Source organism: Corynebacterium sp. ACRPO, assembly GCF_022347205.1.
Lineage (GTDB): Bacteria > Actinomycetota > Actinomycetes > Mycobacteriales > Mycobacteriaceae > Corynebacterium.
The window spans coordinates 1-18,075 of the sequence record NZ_JAKRNE010000003.1 but is presented as its reverse complement, the minus strand read 5'-3'; the positions used below and the strand labels follow the sequence as shown (position 1 = coordinate 18,075).

The following is an 18,075-nucleotide window of genomic DNA, read 5'->3' as shown; positions in this document are numbered from 1 at the left end:
GGAGGGGTGGAGATATTCACGAGCCCCCGCTGCGGGCATGCCACCGGCGCAGACGGGGTGTACCCTCACTCTCCATGAAAATCATCGATGAGCTAAGCCCGCGCAGCGCACGCGAACACCGCGTTCGCCGCCGCCCGCTGCCGTTGCAAACGGAGATTACTGCCCGTCGCCGCGCCATCGTCATGGTGGCCATGGCCCTGGGCGCGTTTGCCATCGGCACGACGGAGTTCGTGTCTATGGGCCTGCTGCCGCTTATTGCAGATGATTTTGGCGTTTCGGAAGAAAACGCCTCCACGCTCATCACCATCTATGCGATGGGCGTGGTGGTCGGTGCCCCGTTGATTGCGGCTTTTACCGGCAAGCTGCCGCGCCGCCGGCTCATCCTGCTGCTCATCGGCTTCCTCGTGGTGGGTAACCTCCTTTCGGTCTTGGCACCGAACTACGCCATCCTCATGGTCGCGCGCTTTATTGCGGGCATGCCGCACGGCGCTTATTTCTCCGTGGCTAACCTTTCTGCCGCATCCATGGCGCCCCCAGGCGGCCGCGGCAAAGCCATGGCTTATGTGGGCATGGGCCTGGCCATCGCCACGGTGATTGGTGTGCCGGCCGCCCAAGCCCTCGGCTCCGCGCTGGGCTGGCAGGCGGCCTACCTGGTGGTCGTGGCCTTGGGCATTGTCACCGCCATTGCGTTGTTCTTCCTGATGCCGCACATGACGGAGATGAAGCAGACCGATATCCGCACCGAATTTGGTGCGTTCAAAAACAGCCAGGTGTGGTTCACCATCATCATGGGCGTGGTCGGCTTTGGCGGCATGTTCTCCGTCTATACCTATATTTCGTGGACCATGACCGAGGTCGCCGGCATGGACCAGAGCCTCATCTGGGTGGTGCTCATGGCCTATGGCATCGGCATGACCATCGGCAATGCCTTTGGCGGCTGGCTGGCTGACCGCAACCTGGAGTTTGGCATTATCTTTGCCTTGGCCTGCCTCATCGTTATCCTGACGGCCTTCTACTTCCTCTCCGGCCATGCCATCCCCGCTACCTTGTGCTTTGGCTGCGTGGCGTTTATGGGCTCCACCTTGGTTCCTTCGCTGCAGCTGCGCTTGGTGCATGTGGCTGGCGACGCCCAGACTCTGGCCGCAGCCCTGAACCAGTCCGCGCTCAACATCGCGAATGCGGCCGGTGCGACCATTGGCGGCGCCGTCGTGGGTGCCGGCTTGGGCTACTCCGCCCCGGCGCTGGCCGGTGCGGCCCTGGCGGCTGCGGGTTGCCTGGTGTGGGCTGCAACGATGTGGGATAAAAAGCGTCTTGCTCGCCGCGCCTAGGCATACCGATATGCTGTTGGCATGACCCTTACCATCGCGAGCGTTAACGTCAACGGAATCCGCGCTGCGTGCAAGCAGCGCAATGAAAATAACCCCGGTATGAACGCCTGGCTAGAGGAGACTCCGGCCGAAATCGTGCTCATGCAAGAGGTGCGCGCAACCCCGGAGCAGGCCGAAAAGGCCTTGGCCCCGGCCCTAGAGGCGGGATGGCACTTGGCGCTTGCCGACGCCGCCGCAAAGGGCCGCGCCGGCGTCGGTATCCTGTCTCGCACCCCGCTTGCCGACGTCGAAGTGGGCTTCGGCTCCTTTAGCGACGCCGGCCGCTGGATTGCGGCTACCACCCGCGATATTCGCGTCGCCTCCTTGTACTTGCCTTCCGGCGATACCGGTTCGCCGAAGTTGGATGAAAAGTACCGCTTCTTGGACGAGTTCCAGGAAATTCTGGCGAAGAACGCGGCGCGGACGAACTCCGATGGCAGCCCCGCCGACATGGTCATCGGCGGCGACTGGAATATCTGCCACCGCGCCCAGGACCTGAAAAATAATAAGGCCAACGAAAAGAAGGCCGGCCACCTGCCGGAGGAGCGCGCCTTCATGGATCACGTCTTTGGCGCGTTCCCGGATGACAAGCCGCAGGAAAAGAAGAACCTGGGTCAGTGGCAGGGTGTGGTCGAGTACGCCGGCGGCGAGCCGTGGTCCCCGGCCGCAGATCCGCAGTGGTTCGACGTCGCCCGCCGCCTGCACCCGGACGAAGATGGTCCTTATACCTGGTGGACCTACCGCGGCCAGGCGTTTAATAACAACGCCGGGTGGCGCATCGATTACCAGGCGGCCACCCGCCCGATGCTGGAGCGCGCGCAGCGCACCTGGGTGGATAAAGCTCCTACCGTGGAGCAGCGCTGGTCCGACCATTCCCCACTGCTGGTGGAGTACCGCTGATGACGCCACTATTTAGCGTCCTGTATGTAGTTGGTATTACGGCCGAGTCCATGACCGCCGCATTGTCCGCCGGCCGCCAAAAGCTCGACCTTTTTGGCGTCACCATGATCGCCTCCATGACGGCGCTGGGCGGCGGCACGGTGCGCGATATGATCCTCGATGATCCTCCCTTTACCTGGGTTGAGCACCCCATCTATTTGGTGATCGTCATCGTGGCGGCTGTGGTGACGGTGGGCATGTCCTTCCTCATGCACTACTTCCGCCACCTCTTCCTCATCCTGGATGCGCTGGGGCTTGCGGTCTTTTCGGTGCTGGGCACCCAAATCGCGGTCCACTTGGGCCACGGGTTCATCATTACCTCGGTGTCTGCGGTGATTTCTGGCGTCTTTGGTGGCGTGCTGCGTGACCTGCTTTCAGATCGCATCCCACTGGTCTTTTCCGGCGAGTATTATGCCGCCATCTCGCTGTTGGCCGCGGCGCTATTTATGGCGCTGTACCACAGTGGCCTGGCCGAGGAACCGACCGCGATTATCACCGCCTCCGTGTGCTTTATTGCCCGCTTGGCCGCGATCTACTTCAAGAAAGGCCTGCCCGTCTTTGAATATCGCGATGCCGAGCAGCAGATGGACCCGCGACTGCGTTTGTCCGCGCGCATCGTGCGCGATGGCGCCCGCAAGGCCAAGCGCAAGGCGGGTGCGGCCACGCGCTATGCCAGCCCGATCACGCGCCCGCTGACCCGGCCGCTTAGCCGACCCTTGAGCCGCACCTTCAGGAACAAGTCTCGAGCGTTTTCTACCGCGACCGAAGGAACGGACTACAGCGATATGTCGAGCAACCGCATCGCGCGCCGGCCGAAGCGGCAGTCGATTACGCGGCCGAGCGGCCGGCACTCGCCAGGGGCACGGGGAGTAAACGTGGAGCAGCAGTGGAGCTTCAATAAGGGGGACGTCGGCAAGCGCAAGGCACCCAAACACAAGCAGTAGTGCTACTATGGGTAGGTCAAAAAATTCAGTAATCTGCAACGGAGAAAGTTCATGGCTCGCGCAATTATTTCTTTCGTCCTCGGCGCTGTAATCCTCGGCCTGAGCATCTGGTGGTGGACCGTTGTTGGTCCGTCCTTCGCTTTCCTCGGCCCCATCGTGCTCATGGGCGTGGGCGGCGCGCTGATGGTATCCGGTTGGGCCATCCTGATGGACGTAGTCAGCCCCACCTCCCGCAAGCTCTAACATCCTTGCGCCGCATCCCCTGCCTAATCGGGCAGGGGATTTTTCGATCCTTCGCTCAGGCGGCGCCGGGGAAGGATGTGAACCGCGCGGCGAGGCTAGGGGGTAGGATAAGGCACCATGACTGCAGACAATTCCACCGTTTCCCGCGTCCTGTCCGGTATCCAACCCACCGCTGATTCCTATCACCTGGGTAATTACCTGGGAGCGCTCAAGCAGTGGATTGACCTGCAGGACGGCTATGACGCCTTCTACTTCATCCCTGACCTGCACGCGATCACCGTGGAGCAAAATCCGGAGGAGCTGCGCAACCGCACCATCGCGGGTGCCGCACAGCTCATTGCCTTGGGCATTGACCCGGAAAAGTCCACGCTCTTCGTGCAGTCGCACGTGCCCGCCCACGCGGAGCTGACCTGGGTACTGCAGTGCCTCACCGGCTTTGGCGAGGCCTCCCGCATGACCCAGTTCAAGGATAAGTCCGCCAAGCAGGGCTCGGATCGCACCTCGGTGGGCCTATTTACCTACCCGATCCTCATGGCCTCCGATATCTTGCTCTACTCGCCGGATTATGTGCCGGTGGGCGAGGATCAGCGCCAGCACCTGGAGCTGACCCGCAACCTGGCCGAGCGCTTCAACAATAAGTACGGCGAGACCTTCAAGGTACCGGAGCCATTCATCCCGGAGGGTGCGGCAAAGATTTATGACCTGCAGGAGCCGACGTCCAAGATGTCCAAGTCTGGCGCTAACCCGAAGGGACTGGTCAACCTGCTCGATGCGCCGAAGACCTCGGCTAAGCGCATCAAGTCCGCCGTGACGGATGACTTGGGCTCGGTGGCCTTCGACCGCGATAACCAGCCGGGTGTGTCCAACCTGCTGGTCATCCAGTCTGCGCTCACCGGTGAATCCATCGATTCCTTGGTGGAAAAGTACGCCGGCCAGGGCTACGGCCACCTCAAGGTCGATACCGCCGACGCGCTGCAGGAATTTACCACTCCGCTCAAGGCGCGCTATGACGAGTTGATGGCGGACCGCGGCGAGCTCGAGCGCATCCTGGCGCAGGGCGCGGAGACGGCGCAAGAGATTGCGCAGCCGCTTGTCGACGCCGTTTATGAAAAGGTCGGCTTCCTTCCCCGCCTGCGCAAGTAGCAAGCGGCCGCTTCCCCCGTGCCCCACCCCACAAAGGGACAAGTGGGGGTTTGCCAGTTACTCTAGGTGGGATAAAAACTGTGCGAGCAAGAAGGGAAGCACGTGCCTACCACCACGCAATCCTCCTCGAAGAAGACGGACCACTACGGCATCGAACGCGCCAATGCCGACGATCCCGGTGCGGTAGATAAGATTCGCTCCAAGTCCGGATTCGTTGACCACCTCATGCGCATGAACGAGCGCTACGGTGCCGAAGGCGGCAACCAGTTTGCCGCCGGCATCACCTATTATTCGGTGCTCTCCATCTTCCCGCTTGCCATGCTGATCGTGGCCACCGTCGCCGCCGTCTTGGCTAACCGCGAGGACCTGCTCAATGATCTGCAATCCCATATCACCAGTTCTATCGATGGCGATATGGGCGATACGGTTAACAAAATCCTCGATACCGCCATTGACCAACGCGGCGCCATGTTCGGTATCGGTGGTTTGACCACCCTGTGGTCCGGCCTGGGATGGATGAATAACCTGCGCATCGGTATCTCGGCCATGTGGGGCATCGATGCCAACGAGGGCGGTTCCTTCTTGAAGAAGAAGTTGTCTGACCTGGTGGGCCTCATTGGCCTTATCGTGGCATTCCTCATCGCCTTTGGCGTCACCGCCGCCGGGTCCTCCGGCCTTACCCAGAAAATCTTTGAGCGCGTAGGAATCGAGTCCTTCCCGGGCATGGACTCGGTTATTTTCTTTGTCGGCTTGGCAGTGGGCCTTCTGGCCAACCTCATCGTCATGTGGTGGCTGATTATGATCCTGCCGCGCACCAAGGTGCCGAAGAAGTCCGGCCTTATCGGCGCGGCCATTGGTGCCGTGGCTTTTGAGCTGCTCAAGCAGCTGTCCACGCTCATCATGTCCTCTGCTACCGGCAGCCCTGCCGGCGCGGTCTTCGGCCCCGTCATCGTGCTCATGGTGGTCATGTATCTGATTTGGCGCGTGGTGCTGTACGTCTCCGCGTGGACCGCCACCACCGCCGAGTCCCTGAAGTACGCTCACCCGCCGGTCCCAGAGCCGGCCGTTATTCGCGTCCGCAACGAGGTCAAGGAAGGCGCGCCTGCAGGTGCGACCTTCGGCGTCGGTGCCGCATTGGGTGCTGCGGCCGTGGGCGCATGGAGCTTGTTGCGCCGTAAGTAAAATCTCCTCCTTAGGGGTGAGGACGCAGCGGTCGTTTAGCTTTAGGATGAATCATTATGAACGCCAATGACATCGCACCGAATCTTTATGAAGAATGGGGACTAGACCGCCGCGATGGCGAGCGGGAACTCTTAGTCTTACTGGAGTCCAAGGATTTATCGCTAGAGCAGCAAGGCCAAGACATTGAAGATCCGCGGCGCGCGCAGCTGCGCATCGCTGCCAGCGTCTTGGGCTCTGCTGCCAAGCGGGCGGAATACGATAAGGCGTGCGCGGCGGGAGTGCGCCCCACCTGGGGAGACCTAGGGCAGCTGGGCGCGGTAGGACAGTGGAACCCGCGGCCACAGCAGTCCCAGCAGCAGGCTCAGTCTTTCCAGCCCGGTCAGGCGGCGGCGCCAGGCCGTCATGCTCAGCAAGAACCACGATCTGCGCAGACCGCGAGCCCCTATGGGTCGCCCTATTCGCGTAATCCCTTTGACCCGCAGCACAATCCATTCCCGCCGGCAACGGCGAACGCGGCCGTCCCCGCACCGCTGCTACAACACCCAGCGGCCGAAATTAGCCAGCGCGCCGGTCAAGATGCGCGCATCGGCATGGCCATTTTGGACCTATTCTTTTTCTCACTCATCAGCGGTAGCTTCGGCGTCGCGCTGCTCTCCGGCGGTGTGGATGAGCTTTCGACGTTTATTGGCGGCGCCATTCTCTTGCTGCTCTATGTTTTGGGCACCGAGTGTTGGCTCGGCGCCAGCCCGGCCAAGCTGCTGATGGGCTACACGGTGCGCGATGTCGACACCAAAGAGCGGCTTAGCCTCACCCAGTCCGCTAAGCGCCAGTGGTGGCGCCTAGTCAATATCGTGCCGGGCCCCGGTACGTTCGCCAGCTGGGTGGGCGCCGGCGTGCATACCTTCACCATTTCGGAGAAGAATAACCGCCGCGGCACCCACGATGAGTGGGCTAACGCCGAAGTAGTGAAAAAGCACCCACGCACATAGCCAGCAACACTACGGCGCCGGCGATAACCCAGCCGAGCCAGCCCTGCACCCCGTCCAAGGAAGAGTTCGCGGATTGCGCCTGGGCATCGGGCGCCGGCGTTGCCGCAGGGGACGCAGGGGAGTTGGCGTCGGAATGGGCGTCGGCAAGCAAATGCCCTACACCATCCCCGGGATGCACCTTATAGGCCTCGTGCAGCAGCTTCTGGGCCTGCTCCCACGCGCGCGGGCCGTGCTCCACGGTGGTATCGAGCAGCACCGCCTGCAGCCGCCGGCCATGGCGGTCGAGCGCGCCGACGAAGGTATGGTGCGCGTCATCGGTAAAGCCCGTCTTGCCACCAATGCCGTCCGGATCATTGAGGAAGAGCCCGTTATCGTTGCCTAATTGGTAACCATCAAGGTCGCCCCAGCCGGGGAACTCCACGGACTCCGTATCCACAATCCGCGCGAAGGTCGGGTTATGGAAAGCCGCGCGGTAAATGCGGGAAATATCCTCGGCCGAGGTAGACATGCCCGGGGCATCGAGCCCGGAGTAGCTGGCCGCATAAGTGGAATTCGTGCCGATCTCGGCCGCCTTGTCATTGACCTTGCGCAGCGTGGCCTCGTCGCCGCCCAATTCCTGCGCCAGGGCGTGCGCGGCATCGTTGCCAGAGGCCATGAGCAAGCCCTGCAAAAGCTGTTCCACCGTGTACGTGCCGCCCGGGCCGATGCCTACCGCCGAGCCATCAATCTGCGCCGATTCTTCGCCCACCTCGACCTTCTGGTGCAGATCCAGTTCGTCGATGACCACCAGCGCCAGCAGTGCCTTGATGATGGAGGCCGGCCGGTAGCGGCCGTTAGGGTCCTTCATCGCGATGATTTCGCCGGTGTCGATATCGGAGACCATCCACGCCGCAGCTACCACATCTTTATCCACCTTGAACCCTTCGGGCAGGGTGGTGCCGCAGGGCTCATCGCTGTCCACCGGTGGCAGCGGGGTGGGTGAGGCTTGCCCAGGGGCCAAGCGCTCCGAGGTGGTGGTGGCCTTTTCCGGGCGCTCGGCGTGCGGGCACTTATCGGTATCCGGGGCGGTGGTGCGCGTGGTGGTAGGAGTTTCCGGCTCTTCCGCCAGCGTGAGCGGTGCGCCGCTGAGCAGGACGGTAACGAGGGAACTAGCGATAATTCTTTTCATGACATGACACATCTTAGGCCCGTGCCTACGATGGGACGCATGCATGACGCGCCTTTGATTAGCCCTGAAAACAAGGACTCCGCCGCCGACCTGGTGGCCAAGCTGCCTAAGGTCTCCCTCTTTGAGACCATTAACTCCACGGCCACCGCGCCGGAGGAACTTACCGCGACCATCCGTGAGCGCTACGAAGCCTTGGCCGCCGATGGTGTGGTCTATGCGGAACTGCACCTGGATCCAGCAGAGATCGGCCTAGACACTACCGCGGTTGTCGAAGCCGCCGGTGCAGCCCGCATTCCTTCCCTCGACTCCCGCATTGTGCTGGCCGGCACGGCCCCTGAGGCAGTAGTGCCTGACGACGCCCCCGTGGTGGGCTACAACCTGCCCCAGGACCAAGCGGACGCGGCCGCAGACTTCCGCGCCGCATACCTGCCCACCCAGATTCACGTGGGCGAGGACTTTGCAGAAGTAGAGCGCGCCGTCCAGGCCGGCGTGAACCGCCTTATCCACCCGGTGAATATGATCGATGACTTCACTGCGAATATTGAAGGCATCGTACCGGGTAAGGCCTCTGGCTACATCCGCGACCGTCATATTCCCCTGGTCTTTACCCCACTAGAGGAGGCCGAGGAGCTGACCGACCACCCACTGCCACTGCTGCAACAGTTGGGTTTTACCTGCACCATTTCCTCGGGCGCGACTACCTTGACCAAGCAGTTCCTTGCGCTGAGTGAGACTTTTGGCTACGGGCTGGAGGAATTTTTCGATCTTACCGTCAAAGCGGTGGAGAATTCCTTCGCTGACCAGGAATTACGGCAGCATCTGCTAGAAACGGTTATCTTGCCAGCATACGAGGAACTATCTGATCCGGAGCTTGCTGGCCCGGACACGGAAGGGTCCCTCGCAGATGCTGCAGACGCCGCTGAAGAATAGAAACGATTAAAGGAGAATTACATGCCTTCCGTACTTTTTGTTGTTACCGCTGCTGAGGAATGGACACTGGCCGATGGCACCAAGCGCCCGACCGGCTATTGGGCCGAGGAGCTTATTGCCCCGCACCGCGTCTTCCAGGGCGCAGGCTGGGATATCCACTTCGCCACCCCGGGGGCGAAGGCTCCCGTCGTAGATGAGTACAGCCTGGAGGTGCTGCCCGATAACGTGCGCATGGCGCAGGAAAATTACCTGGCAGAGTTAGGCGTAGCGCTGGAGAACCCGATGAACCTGGCCGATGTCAATGAGGAAGACTATGACCTCATTTTCTACCCAGGCGGCCACGGGCCGATGGAGGATCTTGCCTACGATCAGGATTCTGCCAAGTTGATTCAGGCGCGTATGGATTCCGGCCGCGCGCTCGGCCTCGTTTGCCACGCCCCAGCCGCGCTATTGGCATTGGATAACGAAAATTGGCCGTTCAAAGGCTACAAGATGACCGCCTTTAGCAATGCCGAGGAAGGCGAGGAGATGGTCGCCGCCGCTAAGTGGGCATTGGAGACCCGCCTGCGCGAGCTCGGCGCGGATTACCAGGAGACCGATCCGATGTCCCCGAACGTCATCGTGGATCGCAACCTGTACACCGGCCAGAACCCGGCTTCCTCTGAGCCGCTGGCACAGCGCATTCTGCGCGATTTCTAAATGCGCATCCCGCGAATCCTCAAGGCCGGGACTGCCCTGACAGGAGTGGCCGGGGCCGCGGGCATGGCGGCGTATGCGCTCAGCCGCCGGCCGTACCTGCGTGAGGTGGCACCGGGCCTGCGCAGCCCGGTTCTGTACCTGCCGATGCATTTGCTTGCCGACGCCACCTTTGCCCGCGCCAGCCGCTTCTTTGCCAGCATCGATTTCTCCCGTCCGGTGCGGCACGCGGTGGATATTACGGAGTTCTCCGCTTCCTTCGATGGCCACGCCTTTAGCGCCCGCGTGCTTACCCCACGCGGCGATTCCCAGGGCACAGCCACCGCTGGGCCGCGCCCCGTGGTGGTGTGGACGCACGGCGGCGGCCATCTCATCGGCGGCCCGGCCATGTATGACCCGCAGAATGCCCGCATGGCGTCCGAGCTCGGTGCCATCGTGGTGGCCCCGCGCTACCACAAATCCACCCAGGAGCCGTTCCCCGCGGACCATGATGAGTGCTACGCCGCGCTGCGTTGGGTGCAAGAACACGGCGATAAGCTGGGCGGGGATACCTCGCGCATCGCGGTCGCTGGCGATAGCGCCGGCGGCGGCCTCGCCGCGGGTCTGGTGCAGCGTGCCTTTGATGAGGGCCATCCGGTCCGCGCGCTCGGCTTGGTCTATCCCATGCTGGATCACCGCACCACGGATAAGTCCGGTGCGGTGGGCCAATTCATCTGGACGGCGGGCCCGAACCGCGGCGCGTGGTCCATGTACCTGGGAGATGACCACTTGGATGTTGACCTGCCGCCTTATGCTTCGCCAGCCACGCGCAGTGATCTTTCCGGCTTGCCGCCGACGTGGATCGGGGTGGGCGGCATCGACCTCTTCTGCGATGAATCCGTGGCCTTTGCCCAAGCCCTCGACGCAGCCGGCGTGGATACCACCCTCGACGTGTGGGCCGGCGCCTACCACGGCTTCGACCAGATTAAACCCAAGGCGCCACAATCGCGCGAGCTTATCGACGCCCTCATTGACCACCTTCGCCGCCACCTCTAAAGTCACGTACTAAGGGAGCACGAGCGATGAAATACAACACGCACGTGTCGTGGGTCGTAACTTTCGCCAGCGTGATTGTTCTCGGTCTGATTCTGGGCGGAGTCTTTGGAATAGGGACTCTAGGCCGCTCCATTATTGGACTCAGTTTGGGGATAGTGTGGCTGATTTTCGATAAATACATGCGCGACCGGACCCGACGCCAAGAGGAAGAAGCACGCAGCGACTAGACACAAAAGCCGCCCCCTCACCGTCCAGCTGCTGTGCAGTGGGACAATGGCGGGGGCGGCTGATGTGCTACGCGCGGCCGGGGTCGTGCGAACCGTGTGGGTTTAGAACTTAGAGAAGCGCTTGATGAGCATATCCTCCAAGCCCTTCCAAGACTCGGCGTGCTCGTTATATGGCTTGGACGGTACGTAGCCGGCGTGCTCGGTGGAGCCGAGCATGTAGCCCAAGTAGTCCTGCAGGCGCGGGTTGGCCAGCATATAGGAGTTAATGGAATCGTCCCCGGCCCAGTCGGCAGCATCGGCGCATACCTCATAGCAGCGCGCCATCTGATCGGAATCGACGGCCTCTGGGCCCTTTTCGATATCGCGCACGATGCCGTTGAAGGAGTACTGGTTATCCGGGTGGACCTGAACTTCTAGCTCGCCGGCATTAGCGGCGGCGACAACCTCTTCCCAGGTGGATACGCGTGCCAGGTCGTGGTCATCGTTGTCCATGATCCAGCGCACGAGGGTCTTCGGGGAATCGAAGGTGAAGATCTCGCCCCACTTGCCCAAGAAGATGGGCTTGCGGTCCAGGTAGGTGCGCAGGGTGTAGACGGACTTGGACTGCGCGGTGATCTTGATGGGATCGATGCCGGCCGCGGCCCACGGGGAGTTATCGTACGGGTCAGCGGCCTCGGCGGCGGCCTTGCGCTTTTCCTCGGCTTCCTTGGCCGCTGCAGCGGAGGCGGCAGCAGCAGAAGAGATGCGCTCCTTGGCATCGGAAACCTTGGCCGCATCAAAGTCATCGCTGGAGACCACGCGGACGTGCTCATCCAGGTCCTCGATGACCTTCTTCCAGTTGCCGGCGATGACGTGGCCCACGCCGGACCACTCGCTCATGCCCTGTTCGCCGGAGTAGTGGTCGGCGCCGCGAGAGACATTGCGCAGGATGGAGTGGGAGGCGAAGAAGATGGTGGTGTGCTCTGCACCGGCGACGTCGGCAAGCGCAGAGGCCATCTCCAGGTTGCGGGCCACCGTGGATACGTTCCGGTGGCTCGGGCGACCAGCCAGCGCCTCCGGCATGCCGATGAGGTCATACTCATCGCGCTCGGCCGGGGTAACGCGGTCCGCATCGCGGCCAGCAAACTGGTCCCACTGCGGGTGGTCCAGCAAATCGTGCTTAGTGTCAGACTCCACGAAGCACAGCAGCTCGGCGGGTGAGTTAAAGGCTAGGACGGCCTCGTCGTCGCCCAAAAAGGCCTGCCACTCGGAGCCATGTTGGCGCCACTTGGGTGCCCAGAGGGTATAAAAATCGCCCTCGGTCAGCGAGAGCTTTACAGGTACAATTGCGCGGGTGCTCATGGCGTTTTAGTCTACCCAACGCCCTAAGCAGCGCGCGAGGCCGCACCGGCCTTAGGCCGTGGGCCGCCAAAAGCCTTTGAATTGCATACCCATATTTGTGGTGCGCAGCGGGTTGGTTTGCACCGGGTCTCCGGCCTCCACGATTTCGCCATTGCCGGAATACATTGCCACGTGCCCATCCCATACCACTAGGTCACCGGGCTGCAATTGATCCGCGCTGACCTGCTGACCAACCGCCTGCTGGTCCGCCGTGCGCGGCAAGTCCACCCCGGCCTGCGAATAAGCCCATTGGGTAAGGCCCGAGCAATCGAAGCCGCCGTTTCCGGTGCCGCCCCACACGTAGGGCTGTCCCACTTGGCTCTTCGCCGCGGCGACCGCGGCCTGCCCGGCGGCCGAATCACCCTCGGCAGAAGGCTCAGGTGCGGGCGGGGGAGAAGGCGCGTCGTGTGCGGCAGCATCGGCGCCGGCACCAGCGCCCGCCGCGGATTGTTCTGGAAGAGCGGCGGAGTGCTGGGCACCGGTGGGGCTTAAGGGGGCGTCGGCAAGCGCGGAGTGCACCGGCCGCTGCGCTACCGGCTGCAAGGACTGAGCGGCCGCGCTGAGATCGCCCATCAAGCGCTGCACGCGGGCAGTGGCCATGCCCAAGTGCTGGGAGATAAGCGCGCGAAGCTGAGCCAGAGCGGCGGCACGCGCCGATGGATCCAGCGACAGGAAACCCAGCGCGGTAGGCAGGGCCTGGCGCACCAGCTGCGTGGCGATGCCCACTAGATCCCGGATGGTGCCTGCTACCAAGGTGCGGGCCTGGCTGAGCGCGGCAGAGATGGTTGCATTATCGAGATCGATAGTTTTCGCCGATTCGAGTAGGGGAGCGGGATTGCCGTGGGCGATAGCGGCCAAAGGCTCGGCGGCGGAGAGATCCGGCACGCGAGGAAGCTCAACTTCCGGAAGTTGTGCCGGTTGCATGGTGGCAATCTGCTTGAGCGCGGTATCGAGCATCTACATCGCCGCCCCAAGGTGCTGGCCTAGTGAGGCATCGGTGTCTTCTGCTTCGCGCGACATCTGGAAACCGGAGTGGGCAACCTGCCCCATATCGTTGCGCAGCACGCTCATGCGCGCGCCCACATTATCGAGCGCGGCATGCACGGCCTCATTGAAAGCTGTGAATGCGGAATCTTCAGGCAAAATTGGATGGGGCGGATTCTCCACTTGGGACTGGGCGTGCAGGTCGCGGGCGAGGTGGCGGGCATAGTCAGTATCGATCGTGAAAGGTCTCATGCCCTATTGGACTGCCCGATGGCCCATTTGGTTCCCAAAAAGTTTAAAGTGGTGGTCATGGACATCCACGTAGTAGACCACCCGCTTGCCGCCTCCCGCCTTACCCTCATGCGCGATGCGCGCAGCGATAACTCCGCTTTCCGCGCCGCCCTGAAAGACTTGGGCGCCATGCTTGTCTATGAAGCATCCCGCGACCTTGCCGTGGAGAACTTCGACTGCGCCACCCCGGTTTCTACCGCACAGGGAACCCGCCTGCAGGACCCGCCCATCATCGTGCCGATCATCCGCGCCGGGCTGGGCATGGTGGACCCGGCCCTGTCTATGATTCCGGATGCGCAGGTCGGCTTCATTGGCATGGCCCGCAACGAAGAGACGCACGAGCCGGTGCCGTACCTGGAGGCATTGCCGGAGGACCTGACCGGCCGTACGGTTTTCGTGGTGGATCCAATGCTGGCCACCGGTGGTTCCCTGCTGCACGCATTGCGCCTGCTCGCTGGCCGCGGCGCCACCGATATCACCGCCATCTGCATGGTCTCGGCGCAGCCGGGTGTGGATGCGCTGGCTGAATCCGATCTGCCGGTGCGCCTAGTCACCGCCGCTATCGATCCTTCGCTCAACGAGGATGCTTATATCGTTCCGGGCTTGGGCGATGCCGGCGACCGCCTCTACGGTCCGCGCAATATCGACCTTTAAGGTAATCTTCTCCCTGGAAAGGCGACCGCACTTTCCAGGGGGAGAATATGAGTTTCATTCATCTAATGTGGTCGAGCTACGGCCACGGATTTTCGCAACAATTGCGGCGGGTGCGACAGCGTCGGGGGATTTCGCAGCAGGCGCTGGCGGAGATTTCTGGGGTCTCTCGCAGCCAAATTTCCAATCTGGAGCGCAACGAGAATGGCGTGCACGCCATGGCCGATCCGCAGCTGTCTACGGTATATAAGCTGGCCTTGGCCCTAGAAATCCCGCCAGCGGTGTTGCTGCCGGCTGGTGGGGACGTGGTGGAAGGGCATTTGACCGATTCCGCGGTGGCCGTTGCCGAGGACGTCGCGCCCTTCCCACAAGGCTATGTGGACCGGCGTCGGTTTGCCGCCACGTGGAACGGCGCCCTGAACTAGCGCACCCCGCATCACCACCTGAGTTACTGAACCGCATGGTCTAGTTGTAGACTTTGCACCCAGACGTATTTCAACGACAGGGAAGGCACGCGGATGATCTCGGAATTCATCAACGAGTGGTTCAATGCCCACCGTGCGGAGGTCATCGCGTGGCGGCGCCATATCCACCGCCACCCGGAAACCGCGAACCACGAGGTGGAAACCACCAATTTCCTGGCCACCGTCTTGCAGGACTATGGCTTGCAGCCACAGCGCTTTCCACAGACCGGCCTTATGGTAGATATCGGGCCTGATACGGAGCTAGGCCGGCTGGCCTTCCGCGCCGATATCGACGCCTTGCCAGTCACGGAGGTCACTGGCTTGGAATATACCTCCGAAGTTCCCGGAAAGATGCATGCCTGCGGCCACGACGTGCACACCACCGTGGCGCTCGGTCTGGCTTGCGCATTGGCGGATTTCCAACGCGTCCACGATCTTCCGCTGGGCATTCGCGTCATCTTCCAACCGGCCGAAGAGGTCTGGGTCGGCGGTGCGACCGACGTTATTGAATGGGGCGCGCTGGAAGGTGTGCATTCCATTTTTGCCATCCACGCCGAGCCCAAGCTGCGCGTGGGGCGCATCGGTATCCGTGCCGGGGCGATCACTTCTGCTACCGACGTGGTGGAGCTCAATATCAAGGGCCCAGGCGGACATACTTCCCGCCCGCACCTTTCCGCCGACGTCATCTACGCCTTGGGCAAGGTCATCACCGAGCTACCCGCGCTGCTCTCGCGCCGGGTTGACCCGCGCACCGGCACCGTTTTGGTCTTTGGCCAGGTGAATTCGGGCTACGCGCCCAATGCCATTCCGGAGACCGGCAGCCTGACCGGCACCATGCGCACGGCCGATATTGGCATCTGGCGCGATATGCAAAGCCTCTTTACCGAGCTGGTGGAACAGATCCTCGCGCCGGTTGGCGTTGAGCATGAGCTGACCTACAACCGCGGTGTTCCGCCAGTGCTTAACGACGACGTCGCAACCGCCCTGCTTGCCTCCGCCGCCCAATCCATCGACCCGCAGGCCGTCGTGCAAGCCCCGCAGTCCTCCGGTGGCGAAGACTTTTCTTGGTACCTGGAAAAGGTCCCTGGTTCCATGGCGCGGCTGGGCTGCTGGTCCGGCGAAGGCGAGCAGCATGACCTGCACATGGGCGATCTTATCGTCGACGAGAGGGCCATCGGCGTGGGCATCAAACTCTTTGGCGCCGTGGTTGAGCAGTTCATAGGCGAGAATGCGGAGACAGACTAACGCGCTTTAAGGTCCTACACGTTAGACTCGTAAGCGACTTTTAAAGTGGAGCCGATAAAGGAGCATGTGCGTGTTGAACCAGACCAAGCGAATCGTCATCATCGGCGGCGGCCCGGCCGGCTATGAGGCCGCGTTGGCAGGCGCCAAATATGGTGCAGAAATCACCATTATTGAAGACCAAGGCATGGGCGGTAACAGCGTTATCTTGGACTGCGTTCCTTCCAAGTCTTTCATCGCCGGCGCCAATATTAAGACCGACCTGCGCCGTGCCGAGGACATGGAACTTAACCAGGGCATTGGCCAGGCCGACCTATCCCTGACCGCGCTCAATAAGCGCGTGCAGGACCTGGCAAGCAAGCAGTCTTCCGATATTCGCGCCACCGTGGAATCCTTGGGCGCCCGCGTTATCGATGGCCGCGGCTACTTCCCAGAGGATCAGGAAGCCGATGCCTTCGGCGGCCATAAGGTCACTGCCGTATTCAACGAGGACGGCCACGAAGAAACCATTAACGCAGACCTCGTCTTGGTAGCTACCGGCGCCACCCCTCGCATTCTCCCTGGCGCTCAGCCGGATGGTGAGCGCATCCTTACCTGGCAGCAGGTTTATAACCTCACCGAGCTGCCGGAGCACCTCATCGTCGTCGGTTCTGGTGTGACCGGTGCGGAGTTCGTCTCCGCCTTTGCAGAGCTGGGTGTGAAGGTCACTATGGTTGCCTCCCGCGACCGTATTTTGCCGCATGACGACGCCGATGCGGCCGACGTCCTCGAGACCGTGCTGAGCGAGCGCGGCGTGGAACTGGAAAAGAACTGCCGCGTGGAAACCGTCAACCGCACCGAGGATGGCAACGTCCTGGTCACCACGCAGGACGGCCGCGAAATCACCGGCTCCCACGTCATCATGTCCATCGGCTCTGTCCCGAATACCCAGGACCTCAAGCTGGAGAATGTCGGCGTGGAAACCGCCAAGTCCGGCCACATTCAGGTCGACCGCGTCTCCCGCACCAATATTGCCGGCATCTACGCCGCTGGCGACTGCTCTGACCTCTTCCCATTGGCGTCCGTCGCCGCAATGCAGGGCCGCGTAGCCATGTACCACGCACTGGGTGAGGGCGTTTCCCCGCTGCGCCTGAAGACCGTGGCCAACGCCGTCTTCACCCGTCCGGAAATCGCCGCCGTCGGTTTCACCCAGGCAGAGATTGAGGCCGGCGAAGTCGCCGCCCGCACCATCACCATGCCGCTCAATACCAACCCGCGAGCCAAGATGCGTTCCCTGCAGCACGGCTTTGTCAAGCTCTTCTGCCGCGCCACCTCTGGCCGCGTTATCGGTGGCGTCATCGTTGCGCCGACCGCCTCCGAGCTCATTCTGCCCATTGCCATGGCCGTGACGAACCAGCTCACCGTGAACCAGCTGGCCGATTCCTTCGCCGTATACCCGTCCCTGTCGGGCACCATCACCGAGGCTGCACGACGCCTCGTTGCCCACGACGATTTGGAGTAAAGCTTCCTTTGCGTTTTGAGGACGCCTTTCCCAAGTGGCATTAGCCTCCTTAGCTCAGAGAACCTTGAGTCATTCTTGAGCTAAGGAGGTTTAATTCTGGGCACTGACTGCCCATTGCGCTTCGCCGAAAGGTTCTGTGTCGCCGCAAACTCGATGCGGACATTCATCCCAGTTGCGTTGCTGTAACGCGTTCTGTTGGCAATAGCGAGGTGTTATGGTCAGGTCATGACAGGCAAGCCTAGCGCGTCCGAGGGCATCGGTATTGCAGAGCTAGATCTTTCAAAGATCGAAGAATATTTGGCTCCGCGTCTTGATAGTTTCACTGCCTCGGACAACCGTTACTTTCACGAAGGAACCTGGAAAGAACCCCAGTTCACGGTTGTTGCTATTGTGCGTCATGAATTAGCCATCGATACTGTCATAGCCGTCGAGGTTGATTTCGAGGCTGGGTTGGCTTTTGCTGGGTATGAAGTGGTGGGGGCTGGTATGCGATACCGCGATGACTTGAGTGAGTTTGTCTTGTATAACGCAGTCGCTTCACATCTTTGGGCAGACCAGTTAGCAGGAGATTATCCAATGAGAGTGTCTGATGGTTTGTGTGTGGGTACCTAACCCGCATGAGGAGATGGACCAGAATGACTACTGTGGCACGACGAGATCCGGCTGATAAGGCCAAGATTGATGCGATTGAAAAGAAGC

19 protein-coding genes are annotated in these 18,075 nt (G+C 61.7%); 15 read left to right on the top strand and 4 right to left on the bottom strand.

Translation table 11 applies throughout. The features are described from left to right. The first annotated feature begins 74 nt into the window (after nt 1-74). The 7 genes from MHY22_RS03215 to MHY22_RS03185 all read left to right on the top strand — a co-directional run bounded on the left by MHY22_RS03215 (nt 75) and on the right by MHY22_RS03185 (nt 6,807). Entirely contained in the window at nt 75-1,328 is a 1,254-nt protein-coding gene (locus MHY22_RS03215; protein WP_239278049.1) for an MFS transporter, read from the top strand. A 21-nt stretch (nt 1,329-1,349) separates the two neighbouring features. After that, entirely contained in the window at nt 1,350-2,267 is a 918-nt protein-coding gene (locus tag MHY22_RS03210) for an exodeoxyribonuclease III (protein WP_239278048.1), read from the top strand. Continuing rightward, nucleotides 2,267-3,250 (top strand): trimeric intracellular cation channel family protein, encoded by a 984-nt coding sequence (locus MHY22_RS03205; RefSeq protein ID WP_239278047.1) that lies wholly within the window; start codon nt 2,267-2,269, stop codon nt 3,248-3,250. The genes MHY22_RS03210 and MHY22_RS03205 overlap by 1 nt, the downstream gene beginning before the upstream one ends. Before the next feature lie 51 nt (nt 3,251-3,301). After that, nucleotides 3,302-3,493, top strand: coding sequence for a hypothetical protein (locus tag MHY22_RS03200; protein ID WP_005322618.1), 192 nt, complete (start codon nt 3,302-3,304; stop codon nt 3,491-3,493). A 117-nt stretch (nt 3,494-3,610) separates the two neighbouring features. Next, nucleotides 3,611-4,636, top strand: a complete 1,026-nt coding sequence (gene trpS / locus MHY22_RS03195) for a tryptophan--tRNA ligase (protein ID WP_005322617.1) — start codon at nt 3,611-3,613, stop codon at nt 4,634-4,636. A gap of 102 nt (nt 4,637-4,738) precedes the next feature. Then, nucleotides 4,739-5,818 (top strand): YhjD/YihY/BrkB family envelope integrity protein, encoded by a 1,080-nt coding sequence (locus tag MHY22_RS03190; protein ID WP_239278046.1) that lies wholly within the window; start codon nt 4,739-4,741, stop codon nt 5,816-5,818. Between the two features lie 56 nt (nt 5,819-5,874). Next, nucleotides 5,875-6,807, top strand: a complete 933-nt coding sequence (locus MHY22_RS03185) for an RDD family protein (RefSeq protein WP_239278045.1) — start codon at nt 5,875-5,877, stop codon at nt 6,805-6,807. Here the strand turns inward: MHY22_RS03185 and MHY22_RS03180 are convergent. Continuing rightward, nucleotides 6,770-7,975 carry a D-alanyl-D-alanine carboxypeptidase family protein gene (locus MHY22_RS03180; protein ID WP_239278044.1) on the bottom strand — a complete coding sequence of 402 codons (1,206 nt, stop codon included), beginning with the start codon at nt 7,973-7,975 and terminating at the stop codon, nt 6,770-6,772. The two genes, MHY22_RS03185 and MHY22_RS03180, sit on opposite strands and share 38 nt — an antisense overlap. Nucleotides 7,976-8,014: 39 nt before the next feature. Between MHY22_RS03180 and MHY22_RS03175 the strand changes: the two genes are divergently transcribed. The 3 genes from MHY22_RS03175 to MHY22_RS03165 are packed head-to-tail and all read left to right on the top strand — an operon-like array spanning nt 8,015 to nt 10,636. Beyond that, nucleotides 8,015-8,905 (top strand): adenosine deaminase, encoded by an 891-nt coding sequence (locus tag MHY22_RS03175; protein ID WP_239278043.1) that lies wholly within the window; start codon nt 8,015-8,017, stop codon nt 8,903-8,905. A gap of 21 nt (nt 8,906-8,926) precedes the next feature. After that, a complete protein-coding gene (locus MHY22_RS03170) occupies nt 8,927-9,604 on the top strand; it encodes a type 1 glutamine amidotransferase domain-containing protein (RefSeq protein WP_239278042.1) in 678 nt (225 codons plus the stop codon). Continuing rightward, nucleotides 9,605-10,636, top strand: coding sequence for an alpha/beta hydrolase (locus MHY22_RS03165; protein WP_239278041.1), 1,032 nt, complete (start codon nt 9,605-9,607; stop codon nt 10,634-10,636). 329 nt (nt 10,637-10,965) lie between these two features. Here MHY22_RS03165 and MHY22_RS03160 read toward each other — a convergent pair whose 3' ends face one another. Genes MHY22_RS03160 through MHY22_RS03150 form a run of 3 tightly spaced genes read right to left on the bottom strand, consistent with a single transcriptional unit; the run spans nt 10,966 to nt 13,479 of the window. Next, nucleotides 10,966-12,204, bottom strand: a complete 1,239-nt coding sequence (locus MHY22_RS03160) for a hypothetical protein (RefSeq protein WP_239278040.1) — start codon at nt 12,202-12,204, stop codon at nt 10,966-10,968. A 51-nt stretch (nt 12,205-12,255) separates the two neighbouring features. Then, nucleotides 12,256-13,200 (bottom strand): C40 family peptidase, encoded by a 945-nt coding sequence (locus MHY22_RS03155; RefSeq protein WP_239278039.1) that lies wholly within the window; start codon nt 13,198-13,200, stop codon nt 12,256-12,258. Continuing rightward, a complete protein-coding gene (locus MHY22_RS03150; protein WP_225745901.1) occupies nt 13,201-13,479 on the bottom strand; it encodes a chemotaxis protein in 279 nt (92 codons plus the stop codon). Nucleotides 13,480-13,536: 57 nt separating this feature from the next. On the opposite strand from MHY22_RS03150, the gene upp reads away from it, so the two are divergent. The 5 genes from upp to MHY22_RS03125 all read left to right on the top strand — a co-directional run bounded on the left by upp (nt 13,537) and on the right by MHY22_RS03125 (nt 17,988). Continuing rightward, the gene (gene upp, locus MHY22_RS03145; RefSeq protein WP_049378022.1) at nt 13,537-14,172 is read left to right on the top strand and encodes a uracil phosphoribosyltransferase; all 636 of its coding nucleotides are present in this window, start codon (nt 13,537-13,539) and stop codon (nt 14,170-14,172) included. Nucleotides 14,173-14,219: 47 nt separating this feature from the next. Continuing rightward, nucleotides 14,220-14,594 carry a helix-turn-helix domain-containing protein gene (locus tag MHY22_RS03140; RefSeq protein WP_239278038.1) on the top strand — a complete coding sequence of 125 codons (375 nt, stop codon included), beginning with the start codon at nt 14,220-14,222 and terminating at the stop codon, nt 14,592-14,594. Nucleotides 14,595-14,687: 93 nt separating this feature from the next. Continuing rightward, on the top strand, nt 14,688-15,878 hold the full coding sequence (locus tag MHY22_RS03135) for an amidohydrolase (RefSeq protein WP_239278037.1): 1,191 nt from the start codon (nt 14,688-14,690) through the stop codon (nt 15,876-15,878). Nucleotides 15,879-15,948: 70 nt separating this feature from the next. After that, nucleotides 15,949-17,376, top strand: coding sequence for an NAD(P)H-quinone dehydrogenase (locus MHY22_RS03130; protein WP_239278036.1), 1,428 nt, complete (start codon nt 15,949-15,951; stop codon nt 17,374-17,376). Between the two features lie 225 nt (nt 17,377-17,601). After that, complete coding sequence (locus MHY22_RS03125; protein WP_239278035.1) at nt 17,602-17,988, top strand: hypothetical protein; 387 nt, start codon at nt 17,602-17,604, stop codon at nt 17,986-17,988. Nucleotides 17,989-18,075: the final 87 nt, after the last annotated feature.

Excerpts from the sequence above, each read along its gene's own strand:
- upp (WP_049378022.1), top strand. The coding sequence starts at position 13,537 with ATGGACATCCACGTAGTAGACCACCCGCTTGCCGCCTCCCGCCTTACC.
- MHY22_RS03140 (WP_239278038.1), top strand. The coding sequence starts at position 14,220 with ATGAGTTTCATTCATCTAATGTGGTCGAGCTACGGCCACGGATTTTCG.
- MHY22_RS03155 (WP_239278039.1), bottom strand. The coding sequence starts at position 13,200 with ATGCTCGATACCGCGCTCAAGCAGATTGCCACCATGCAACCGGCACAA.
- MHY22_RS03165 (WP_239278041.1), top strand. The coding sequence starts at position 9,605 with ATGCGCATCCCGCGAATCCTCAAGGCCGGGACTGCCCTGACAGGAGTG.
- MHY22_RS03135 (WP_239278037.1), top strand. The coding sequence starts at position 14,688 with ATGATCTCGGAATTCATCAACGAGTGGTTCAATGCCCACCGTGCGGAG.
- MHY22_RS03150 (WP_225745901.1), bottom strand. The coding sequence starts at position 13,479 with ATGAGACCTTTCACGATCGATACTGACTATGCCCGCCACCTCGCCCGC.
- MHY22_RS03170 (WP_239278042.1), top strand. The coding sequence starts at position 8,927 with ATGCCTTCCGTACTTTTTGTTGTTACCGCTGCTGAGGAATGGACACTG.
- MHY22_RS03205 (WP_239278047.1), top strand. The coding sequence starts at position 2,267 with ATGACGCCACTATTTAGCGTCCTGTATGTAGTTGGTATTACGGCCGAG.
- MHY22_RS03175 (WP_239278043.1), top strand. The coding sequence starts at position 8,015 with ATGCATGACGCGCCTTTGATTAGCCCTGAAAACAAGGACTCCGCCGCC.
- MHY22_RS03215 (WP_239278049.1), top strand. The coding sequence starts at position 75 with ATGAAAATCATCGATGAGCTAAGCCCGCGCAGCGCACGCGAACACCGC.
- MHY22_RS03200 (WP_005322618.1), top strand. The coding sequence starts at position 3,302 with ATGGCTCGCGCAATTATTTCTTTCGTCCTCGGCGCTGTAATCCTCGGC.
- MHY22_RS03180 (WP_239278044.1), bottom strand. The coding sequence starts at position 7,975 with ATGAAAAGAATTATCGCTAGTTCCCTCGTTACCGTCCTGCTCAGCGGC.
- trpS (WP_005322617.1), top strand. The coding sequence starts at position 3,611 with ATGACTGCAGACAATTCCACCGTTTCCCGCGTCCTGTCCGGTATCCAA.
- MHY22_RS03160 (WP_239278040.1), bottom strand. The coding sequence starts at position 12,204 with ATGAGCACCCGCGCAATTGTACCTGTAAAGCTCTCGCTGACCGAGGGC.
- MHY22_RS03185 (WP_239278045.1), top strand. The coding sequence starts at position 5,875 with ATGAACGCCAATGACATCGCACCGAATCTTTATGAAGAATGGGGACTA.
- MHY22_RS03210 (WP_239278048.1), top strand. The coding sequence starts at position 1,350 with ATGACCCTTACCATCGCGAGCGTTAACGTCAACGGAATCCGCGCTGCG.
- MHY22_RS03125 (WP_239278035.1), top strand. The coding sequence starts at position 17,602 with ATGACAGGCAAGCCTAGCGCGTCCGAGGGCATCGGTATTGCAGAGCTA.